Below are 11,873 nucleotides of genomic sequence, written 5' to 3'. Positions count from 1 at the left end.
AAGCCACTAACTCTATATTCCTTCAGCTTGACTATTTAAGTACAAAGAAAAAGGGCTGCCCAAAAAAGGCAGCCCTTAATCCCTAACTAAACAACCTAAATTATTCCCTTATAACCTTTCTAACAGTTCGTTTTCCATCGTTAGTATAAATTGACACGAGATAGACTCCAGCCTTTAGTGACGAGGTTGGCACAATTAGCTCATGCTCACCCGACACAAAAGTATGACGGTATAGGTTTTGACCAATCATATTGGTGATCTCAACTCGTGTAACACTCTCGGCATTTCCAATAACTAATCTGCTAGAGAATGGGTTTGGATATACCCTAACATCGGCAAGCGAATTGATTGCTGCACCAACATTTACCATATTAATGGTAACTTCTTTATTGGCGTTGTAAATTGTAACCTCATCGCTAACTGTTTCGTATCCCTCCAGTTCAACAGCATAGTCGTAGGTACCGTTTGCGAGGTCTACCTCTGCTTTACCCTCACTATCTGTTGTAAGGTCGGCACCATTAATGCTTATTCTTGCATTCGCAATGGCCTGCTGGTCCTTATCAAGCACAACAAATGTTAAAGTGTAGGTTGTCACTGCAAACTCAGCTTCAACGGTAATATCAGCGGTTACATTAACATCGGTACGTGGGTTGGCGGTTACACCGTCGTTCCACTTCACAAAGTGGTAGCCTGTAGCAGCAACGGCTTCTACCGCTGTTCCGTTGGCACCATGGTTTACTGTTTGGGTGGTTTCACCTGTAAGCGAGCCATTGTCACCAGCAGTGTAAGTGAGCGTGTAGGTGTTAATTGCAAACTCAGCTTCAACGGTAATATCCGCAGTCACGTTCTCGTCGGTACGTGGGTTGGCGGTTACACCATCGCTCCACTTCACAAAGTGGTAACCCGTAGCAGGAAGGGCTGTAACAGCGGTTCCGTTAGCACCTTCATCAACTGTTTGAGTTGCCTCACCTGTAATAGTACCATTGGCACCTGCGGTGTAGGTTAGGGTGTAGGTTGGAATTGACTCAAACTCAACAGTTACATCCGCATCCAACATAATGCTACTAATAATGTAGGTATTGGTAACATTCTCAGCAACAGGAACACCATTATTGGTCCATTCCTTAACTCGATAACCAACCTCAGGGGTTGCAGTGAAAACTACTTCAGTACCTTCGGCTATTGTGCTACCAGTAATAATTTCAGTTCCCCCAGCAGCAGCATTTAGCGTGCCGTTAGAGCCTATTATGCCGTAGCTAACAGCATACATTGGAATAGCCTCAAACCAAGCTGTAATAGTTTTAGTTTCTGTCACATTCAGGTCGGTACGAGGGTTGTCGGTTACGCCATCGCTCCATTGAGTGAACCTAAATCCTTCGTAGGGAACTGCTGTTACAGAGGTAGCATCCTCACCAACAACTAGTACTTGAGTTCTATTACCATCAATGTAACCCATGCTATACCAATCTTCATTCTCGTCCTGAGCCTCCTGGGCATTATAAGTAAGCATTACTGTAGGCTCTGTTCTTACCTCTACATCATCAATATACCAGCCTAGGTTAAGAGAATTACAAGTAATTTCCCATTTGAATTTAACTGTTGATGATAGCGTTGGAATTTCAATGCTAACATGTTGCATCCAAACATCCCCAGTCCAAACACTAAGTTCACTCCAAGTAGCTCCATTATCATCAGAATACATAACCTTTGCTGTACTACCTAGTATTGGGTAGTGTAAATGTCTAAACGATAGGTATGCTTGTGACTGGCCAGATAAATCGAAGGTAGCCGAAACCAGTTCAGCGGTTTCAGTTTCTCCAAATCCTACACTCATACCATCGAAGTATGCGCTATTACCCGAGCTAACGGTATAGCTACCTGGGCCAAATGTCCAAGTTTTTCCATTGGCATTAGCAGGTGCATTCCAACAATCGGGTGCAGAGGTTGAGGCATTGAAATCCTCAAAGTATGGCAAGCTGGTAATAGGTGAGCAATCGCTTCCAAAAATTGCGGTTACATCAATATCCCGTATCACCACATCGGTACGTGGGTTGTCGATAACGCCATCGCTCCACTGGTAGAAGGCAAATCCTGCGTTGGGAACAGCGGTAACCGTTGGACCATTCTCGCCAGCAGTTACAACCTGGGTAATAATTCCATCGGTTGCACCTTGTAGGGTTCCGTTGTCGCCAGCACGGTAGGTTACAGTGTACTCGCCAGCGGCAGAGGTTCCTGTAATCTCAATATCATCAACTAGCCAGTAGTATCCCCAACTTCCTTGGAAATTCCACTTAAAACGCACGTTACCTTGTCCTGCAACAGCATCTATTGCCTGATCGAATTCTACAGAATTAGCTGTAGTGATTATCCACTTCTGAATTTCAACCCAAGCACCTCCATTAATACTGTACGAAACAGTGGCCGAACTTGAGTAGTGTCTATAGTAGTGGTTAAACTTTAGATTCACGGCTGAATAGCTGGTTAGGTCGAAAGTTGGACTTATTAAGTCTGCATCTTGAGCTTGACCCATACCATAAAAATCGCTATCCAATATGGCATAATTAGCAGATGACCCTGCTAGCGTACTACCATTTTTAGTTGCTGCCTTGAATTGCCATACTCCACCCGATGCATTGTTGTCAACATTTTCCCAGTCTTCAGGAAGCGTTGTCCCATCGAATGTTTGGGTGTAAGGTAGCGAGTAAATCTTGGTGTACTCGGCAGTTACCGTTTTATCCATCATCACGTTCACATCGGTACGTGGGTTGTCGGTAACACCGTCGCTCCACTTTACAAATGAGTAACCATCGGCAGGAATAACCTCAACTTCGGTACCGCTTGCTCCGTGCTCAACATACTGCACATCGTCGCCAATAATGGTTCCATTTGTACCTGTAATATAGGTTAGGGTGTAAACCTTTAGCTTAAATAGCGCCGTAACGCTAATGTCTCCCTGTACGTTCTCCTCCTTACGGGTTGCAGTGGTAACATCATCGCTCCACTTATCGAATTCGTATCCTAACTTTGGAGACGCTGTCACCTCTGTACCATCGAACCCTTGCTTAACACTTTGGGTTGTATTCCCAGTAATACTACCATTACCATCGGTTGTGTAGGTAATTGTGAAAATTGGGAGAGGAGCCAGTAATACAATATCTACGGCTTGAGCAGCATCAACAACTGTAACAGAGCCCGAGTAGTCTTCGCGTCCGGTTTTGGTAGCAATATACTCGTAAGTACCCGCTTTTAGCTTAATGGTAGCCTCTCCGTTTACATCGGTTGTAAGATCAATACCATTGATATTGATGTTTACACCCTGATCGGGGTTTCCACTATACGTAACGCTAAAGTTTACATCAAACGCATCAACATCAATAATTCTAAGGGTTCCATTATTTAGAGTGATGCTGTAGTTGTTATCGTTACCACCCGTTAGGGTAATTGGATAAACACCTGCGGGGCTGTTCTGTACTGCAGTTGTGCTAATGCTAGGTAGCTCGTCGATAACCGACTCGTTTTCGCCATTAACAAATCCACTGAACGACATGGTGAGTTCTGGAATTGCATCGGAGAACTCAATTGTATGGTCGTCGGCAGTAATGGTAAGAGGAGCCTTGGCCACAGAGAACTCTTTTGCCACTGGTGTAGCCTCGGCAAAGCTATTGCTAGCAAGCTGGTAAGCGGTAATAGTAGCGCTACCTACACCCACTACTGTAGCCCTGTTTAGAACTACGCTAATAACCTCGGGGTTGTTGGATGTGTAGTAGATATCCTGCGGAGTATTGCTGGTTGCCTCTAGAGTAAACTCAGGATCGCCATAGTTTTTGGCCAGCGTAGCAGGTTCCCAGGTAATGGTTTGCTGCTTGCGTAGCGATATGTTGTAGTAGCCAATGGTTCTGTTGTTGGCTGCAACAACTTCAATTACCACAGGGTTTGTATAGTCTATTGATGATCCTGTGAAGATTTCAACATTATTTACGTAAGCCCTAGCCTCATCGGAAATGGTGAAGTTGGTAACCAGCGAGGTTATATCTGTACTGGCATCAACATCAAATTCCATATTCATGGCTACAGTAGAAGGCTCAATACCTAACGAAGGTATGCTAAAGGTAAGCAGCTCGCACGCCATGCTAGGTTCCTTAATAACATCTATAGTGTAGGTGTTGGTAAGCGTTTTACCTTGGTAAGTTGCTGTAACTACATACTCTATAGGAGTAACAAGCGAGTTGCTAAAATCAACAGTAGAAACACCGCTGGTTTGAGTTACTCCACTTACCGTTACTACAGCTCCGGGCATACTAGCCTTAAATGTAGGAGCTAGAGAGCTAAGATCGGTTTCATTTTCAACCTCTAGGCGATAATGGTTGCCGTTTACCTGGTACCAGTCAACAACCTGGGTTGCATGAGCAAACGAAATTAAGTCAACGCTAGGTTCAACCCAAATGCTGCTTTCCGAAATGCTTATATCGGCATTCAGTATGCTTGCCTCAATACTTCCCGAGTAGGTTTTGCTATTGAAGTACCCCTCGTTGAATAGGAACTCTGCAATTAAATTCGCTGAGCCAGCCACCGAGGTGTGCATATTGGCAGCCACGTCGGCTTGCGATTTGGCAACACTCCATACACGAGCAATGTCAATAATGCCCTCGAAAGGCCTTGCCAGACCCGAGTTATTACCAATGTACAGGCTGCTGGCTGCATTATTATCAATTGTAGTTGCCGCAGTTTTAACTACTACGGGTATTTCAACTCCATTTAAATACACTTTGAGCGCCTTGCTGACATTATCGAACGATACTGCAACGTGCTGCCACTCGTTAAGGCTAATGCTATTGGCATTGGTGTGGTATGAGCCACCTCCGGTTGAAATAACTAGACACTGGTCGGGGTAGTTGGTGTTGGTTGTACCATGTAGAAATATGGTTGCAGCCTTACCCTCGAATAGACGACCAAAGCCTATGGGGCCACCATGCCCACCGTAGCTGGCTGGGTTAATCCAAGCCTCGTAGGTGTACGACTGTAAATTTGTGCCACCAAGGGTTCCTGCATTTACGGCATCGTTAACACCGTCGAAATTAAGGGCGAAGAAGCCATCAACAGCAGGTTTTTCGTTGAAGATGTTTGCAACCAATAGGTCGTTATCGGTATCCTGATCGTCGGTAAGCTGGGTGTAAATCTCAACGGTATGAGGACCTGCTTCCGATAGATCGGCAGTTGCTGTAAAGGTGTACTCGTAGGTTCCAAAAGCAGGAATCTCATCTGTAACTGTTTCAACAACCTCAGGTGCTTCATTAACGCTCATTGCCACATTGAAATTGCTAACAGGTACTGAAGCGTTATTCTGAATAGTAACCGTTACCGTTTCGTTAGCCGTTAGGTTTGAGCCGTTGGCTAAATTGGTGGCAATTGGGGCTACATCTAAAGTTGTTGGGTAGCTATTGAATACCCTAACCATATAATCCTCAACCTCGCCATTATTGCTATACTCGCTGGCACAAGGGGCTAGAGTAGAGTGGGTTGTGGCCCTAATGCGCACAAAGTACATACCTGGCTCTGTTCCTGAGGGTACTGGTATGGCAATGTTATATGAGGTTACGCCCTCGGTTGTGTTAACCGAATAGGGACCTCCATCGTTGGTGTAATCGCCATCGTTGTTCCAGTCAACCCAAATACCAATTTTACCGCCTGTACGGTGAGCGTTAATGTTCACGGTAATTGCCTCGTTATCTAAATCCTTATAAAGAGGGAAAACTGTAGAGCGGAAATACTGTGGCGCCGTTCCTCCTTGCGCTGCTGCAGACGTAGGGTTGCTTTCTTCGCCTTTAGCTACGTTGGTAATTAGGAAAAGACCTCCACCAGACCACGAAGAACCGCTTGAGTAGGAGAAGCAGTACTTGTCGCTAAGTAGGGCTCTGGAGATAACGTTATCGGTCATCAATCCATCCTCTGCGGTAACTTCGGCAGTAAGAGTAAACGCAGTCCCCAGTTCAGGAATAGTGAGCTGTTGGGCAAAAGTATATGCCTGCGATGCTCCGCCGGCAATAGTTGGAATAACGCCATTCACCCATTCGCCATCGTCAACCCTATATCGAACAGGAACGTTGGTGACGGGTTCTGTTGTGTTATTTTTAACGGTTATTCTGATATTGTTTGGTGCTGAGTAGTTGCCGTTGTAATTAGAGAGCATAGAAAGAGTATAGGTGTTGTCAGTAACCACCTCAGAGGCATCAACCTCGGTAACCTCTGCTACCCAACCCGAGCGAGTTCCCTCGGCATCGGAAATAAACTCAACACGCAAACTACCATCGGAGGCTAGAGAGTAGATATCCTCTGGCAATTCGCTACCTGTTAGGGTTGCAATTATAGGAGAGGTAGAAAGGTTCCCGCTACGAATTCTAAGAATATCGTAGTTGTCCTCCACATTAAACTCGGTGAACTTAATTTTTACTTTTTTTCCTGTTGTGGTAGGATTAATAACCACTGCTCCATTAACAGCGTTGCTGTAGTTCATTACTTTTCCACCATCGTCGGTAAATATGGTTGGTTCAGCGGTAGCTACCAGCGTATTGCCTGTGTTAGTTTTTGGCATTACGTAGTAATTGCCAAAGCGTGTGGTTTGGGCAGAGCGAGAGTTGTTGCTTGGTGTTTCGTCGCCCTCAACAGAAACAGTAGCCTCAATAGTGAACAAAACATCTTCTTGCGACAAGTTAGCCTTGTTAACAAAGTTGTAGTCGAAATTAGAGAATGGTGCTATGGGTCCTTCAATAACCTCGTTTACAATTGATCCACCATTAACGGTATAGCTAACAGGTACATTAGCAATTTCCTCGCCGCTGTAGTTTCTTACCCTAATAGATATTGTTTCGCTGGTAGAAAGATCCTTTGATGGGCTAGGAACAGTAATTGATGTAATGCCCGCATCAAACTCTGGCTGCCAAAGAAGGAAGTGACCTGCGCGAAGCATATCGCCATCGTTGCGAAGTACGGCTTCAATTTCAAGGGTAAACTTGGTTCCAACATAATCGGCAAGGTTGTAGTACATAATATTTTGACCTGTGCCAGTTGCAGCCAACTCGGTTTGACCGTAGGTGTTGGTTAGGTTTTCGCCATTTACACGAACTCGCATACGGGCATTATTTTCGCCTGTATTTTGAAGTAATCCAGCAAAGCGGAAGAATAAGTTACCGCTAATATTAATTGCATCAATTTCGCAAATGGTTGCCTTACCAACATTGTTTGGGTTACTCTGGAACAAATCGCCTGTTGAATTCCATGGGTTGTCAGCCTTACCCTTTAGGTTTATGTTTTGTGCTGCAGAATAGGCAAAAAGGGTAGCCTCGTAGGTGTGAACAAGAGCCGAGCCCGCAGTAACCTTAACGTAATCGCTGGGGTACTTAGTGAAATCCTCTTCGAAAGGAAAACCAACCTCCTGTAGGTCGAGCGGTAGTGATGGGTTAGCTATTACGGCATATGCACGTTCGCTTACCACATTGCTGGCCGATACGGCAGCAACGGAATAAATATTACGATCGGTTGTTAGCTCGGGCAGATCGAATGATGTGCTAGCTGTTTCGCCAATTTCATAGTAATAACCTTCGCCAACATTTGCCTTAAGCACTATGTACTTGGCGGCACCATCTACTGCTTCCCAATTTAGCTGCCAGTTAGCTCCGCCACAATCTGCAGGTGTAAGGTTAAGGTTGCTTGTTGCGGGCATTATGCTAAATGGAGCGTCGCTCACGTCCATTGTACCATTCTGAATTACGCGCACCAAAGCCTTATCGGTAATGGTATTTGGAATGGTAATAATATAATCCTTTTGACTATTGGGAATGTTAGACGCAATGGTTTGGTAGGTTTGGCCATTGTCGGTAGATAGCTGAAGCGTGTAATCGCCCTCATAGCCTAACGACGACCAACGCACCACAGGCATTTCGCCTGGGCTAAACTTTTCGCTTCCGTTGGGGTGTGTAACGGTTAGGGTTGGCATATAGTACTCGTAAACCAGCGCGTACTCCTGTGGCCCTTGAGGTATATGAAAACCGTTTACAGTAATTGTGTATGATCCGGGGTTTGGGTTTGTAAGGGTAACCTGCTCCTGGTTATTAAGCCTATCAACACCAGGGGTGGCGTTTGCGCTTGGGTTAGCAGGGTTTAAAACCCAAGGGAGGAAGGTGTTTGAGCCGCTGATAACGGTAAGGTCCAAATCGTTAATTAGGGCTTTTGATGCGCTAACGCCATGGTAATCGGACCAAACAAGCATAACCCTTAACTCCTTTGCGCCAGCAGGCACATTAATGGTGTGGGTGTTTTGCTCGCCGTTGTCAACGCTACCAACAAAAAATCTGTTTTTTTCAATCAGCTCAACAGCTCTTTGTCCATCAAGCGACCCGTATCCAAAAGCATAGTCGGGGCCCGGGTTTCCTTTGTCCTCGGCAGTATTTAGAATGGCAGCCTTTGCCAACGAGGCAATGGGAAAATCGCCATAAATTTGCTTGTAGCGCTCGTAAAGCAGTGCTAGGGTTCCCGATGTTGCCGGACAAGCCATGGATGTTCCGCTCCAATACTCACCATCGTAGGTATTACCATAAACGGTAGAATATACCCAATCGCCAAAGGTTGAGATATGGGGAATGATACGGCCATCGTTGGTTGGTCCCCAGCTGCTAAAGTTGGTCATACCGGTTAGGTGATCCAAGGCACCAACAAAAATGGCATTTTTGGCTCGCTTGGTAGATGTTCCGTAAAGCGAACCGGTTGAGGTCATACAAGCTTGCTGATCGTTACCAACCGAGAACACATGCGCAAGCACAGGATAAAAACCTACAAGTTGGTCGAGCTGTAGGTCCGTTGCGTTATAATCGACCGGTGAAGTACAGCGAGCTTCGCTCATAGGAACGCCATATGAGTTTGATGTAATAACCACACCATTATCGCGTGCCGACATAAGCATCTCCTGCTGTACGCTAAGCCCATTTTGCTGGGTGTTGAAGTTCCATGCGTACACAGTTGCACCAGGAGCCATACCCTTCCCTTTGGGATCGATAAGACCAGCACCAGCAAGGGTTCCCGAAACGTGCTGTCCGTGCTCACTCATATACTCAAACTCCTTGGAAACTAGCCTGTCGCCAAGGTCGGGGTGAGCCTCAATGCTTCCGTCCCAAATACCAACATTTACGCCTTTACCAGTAAGTTCGCGTTGGCCCATAAGGTTTGAACTCAAAATGTTGGAACGGGTCATGCTCCGCCCTCTGTTGTTATCTAGCTCCATTGGAGGAGCCACAAACTCAATCCACTTTACCCAAGGAATAGCAGCAAATTCCATTAGCTTTACTAGTGGCAACTCAATGTTTACAATATTAAACTCAAGTGCCATACTGTTTATCCTAAATCCCTTGCTTTTTAGCTCTCTCTCAATGGTAGACTTATCGGCAGTATCGAATACTATAACGCTTACGCGTACAATATCGTTTGTAACCTTTGCATGCTCAGGTATTGCGCCCTTAAGTAGCTGGGGGGCAATTTTCCACATAGGATCAACGGGCAATACCGACAAAACCGACGATGAAACCAGCTGCTTTTGGATAGCAACTTCGTCTGTGCTTTTAATGGTAGCATAGTAGGTGTTGTTTCCAATGTACGAAAGTAGGGTTATTCCCTGCTTTGCAAGGGCATCCTTTTTTTCTTGATTGGGAATGCTCTCAAAAGTTAAAACAACATAGTATTGCTCCATAAACTTGACACCCCGGTGAAGCTGTTGCTCTCCCGAGAGAATCTCTTTTACATTTTCTCGCGATTCCAGTGTACCAGAACCAACGCTTAGCACATCTTGTCCATACGTAAAAATAGAGACGACAAGAATTACTAACAGCAAGTAAAGTTTTCTCATAAAAAATTTATTTTAGAAAGTTTGTGGCGGTAAAGAAAAAGCTTTCATCGCTAAAAGGATGATTTTTATCATCATCAAAATTGCTACAATACCACTACACAACAATCTATATTGCTGTTTGTGTGTGGCTTATGTTGCACGAGTTGAAGTAGGTGATTTTTCACCCCAAAGTGACATAGCAAATCACGTAGCCTTACCCTGAATGGTAGTACAATGGATGGGTCACAAGAAAAAAACTAGAGGAAAGCGAGGGCTTATTGCCTATACCTGCTGCAAAAAGGAGGTTATGTTGGTGTTAGTGTTGTCTATACCCAACTTTTTTCGAAGCCGAGTCCGACCAACCTCTATGCTTTTTAGGCTTTGCTGTGTTATAACCGATATCTCCTTGGTGCGTAGGTTTAACTTAAGAAAAATACACAGCTTAAGCTCATTGGGTGTAAGGTCGGGGAATCGAGCAGCAAGACGGTTAAGGTAATCGGGATCGGTTTCGTTAAATGAGGTCTCAAACTCGGACCAAAGGTGCTCCTGATTATGAGCATTTATGGTGTTAATAATATTTTGTATTGCACTTGACACTTTGCTTGCCTGCCTCCCACTGCCCACAATCTCACGTTTAAGTTTTAGGAGTTCCTCGGTAGTTGAACGAGCAATTTCTTGGTAATTACAAATCCGCATAAGCTTGGCCGTGTTTTCCTTGCGCTGAGATTCAACCATTTGCTCAGCTTTTTCCTTCTCCTTCTCCATTATGGCCATATCCTTCTCAAAAATTATGCGATCCTTTTCTCTGATAGTTTTAATGTTTTGCTGAATTTCTCTATACTTTTTCACGATATTTATCAGCAGTATAAAAAGCACCAATAGAGAAAATGAGGTAAAGTAAATAACCAGCTTACGATTGCGAAGTTGTAACTCCCGTATTTCGCCATCTTTCTTGAGCTGCAGGTTTTCTATTTCTTTAAGGTTTAGGTAAAAATCGGATTCGCGCTCAACCACCTTTCTTACCCTTTCGTTACCAATTAAAGAGTCCTCAAACGATCTTATTTGCTTGTATAAATTGAGTGCCTTTTGATACTGCTTTTGGCTTTCCAAAACATCAGAAAGTATGTAGGAGCCAGCAATATACACATTTAACAATTCATGCTGTTTCATTTGGACAAGTAGGGTAGATAGGTCGTCCTCAATATCTGCAAAACTATCCCTTACAAACCTCATATAAGTTAGGTTGAAGTTTGCCGTAAGGATACCCAGTTTACTATTTTTGCTCTGGGCAACTTCGAGCGATTGTTTATAGTAAAATGCGGCGCTATCGAGCTGCTGTTCATCTTTTAAAATACGGGCCAACCTATCGTAAAGCATAATCTCTGTTCTGCTCATACCAAACCGTCTTACCATAGGAAGAGCTCTGCGAATACTCACATTGGCGCTATCGTAGTGACCATTATTTATCTGCATCAGGGCGATATATGGCAGAACATCTGCCATCGCAATACTGTCGTCAATATCTACTGCTAATTGGTATGCACCTCTATAAAACCGATAAGCCTTTTCGTAATCCTTTTGCATAAGGTAAATCTGCCCAAAGGTTTGCTCATACCAAAGTAGCCCTCTTTTAAAGCCAATTTGCGACGATAATGTTCGCATTTGATTTAGGTAAAACACGCCACTGTCGAGCGACATGCCGTAAAGGCTATTAAGTGTAGCCGCTCGCTGTAACAACTTTACCTTGCCTTGCTGGTAGCTAGTGGTGTCGAACGTTTTTAGACCTCTTAATGTTAACTCGTAGGCTTTTTGCTTATTGTTAACATATATGTGTGTTTCTATTGAGTCTAGTAGATTCTCGATGCGAACAGAGTCTTTTACGAGAAAGGGTGAGGCTTGTGCTTGCGAAAAGGCAATGCCCATAGTAAAAGAAAACACAAATACTATTGTACAAACTAACTGTTTTTTCATACTAAGGCTGATATAATTACTCCAGAAAACGACT

General features: G+C 44.4%; 2 protein-coding genes. Both read right to left on the bottom strand.

Features of this window, described 5'->3' with window-relative positions; all coding sequences use genetic code 11:
• Positions 1–100: 100 nt before the first annotated feature.
• Positions 101–9,889 (bottom strand): InlB B-repeat-containing protein, encoded by a 9,789-nt coding sequence (locus tag G8O23_RS07735; protein WP_166363457.1) that lies wholly within the window; start codon positions 9,887–9,889, stop codon positions 101–103.
• A 261-nt stretch (positions 9,890–10,150) separates the two neighbouring features.
• Entirely contained in the window at positions 10,151–11,839 is a 1,689-nt protein-coding gene (locus G8O23_RS07730) for a hypothetical protein (RefSeq protein ID WP_166363455.1), read from the bottom strand.
• Positions 11,840–11,873 lie beyond the last annotated feature (34 nt).

Origin of the sequence: Perlabentimonas gracilis (assembly GCF_011174675.1) — a bacterium.
GTDB lineage: Bacteria > Bacteroidota > Bacteroidia > Bacteroidales > Tenuifilaceae > Perlabentimonas > Perlabentimonas gracilis.
This window is presented reverse-complemented; position numbering and strand designations above follow the sequence as displayed.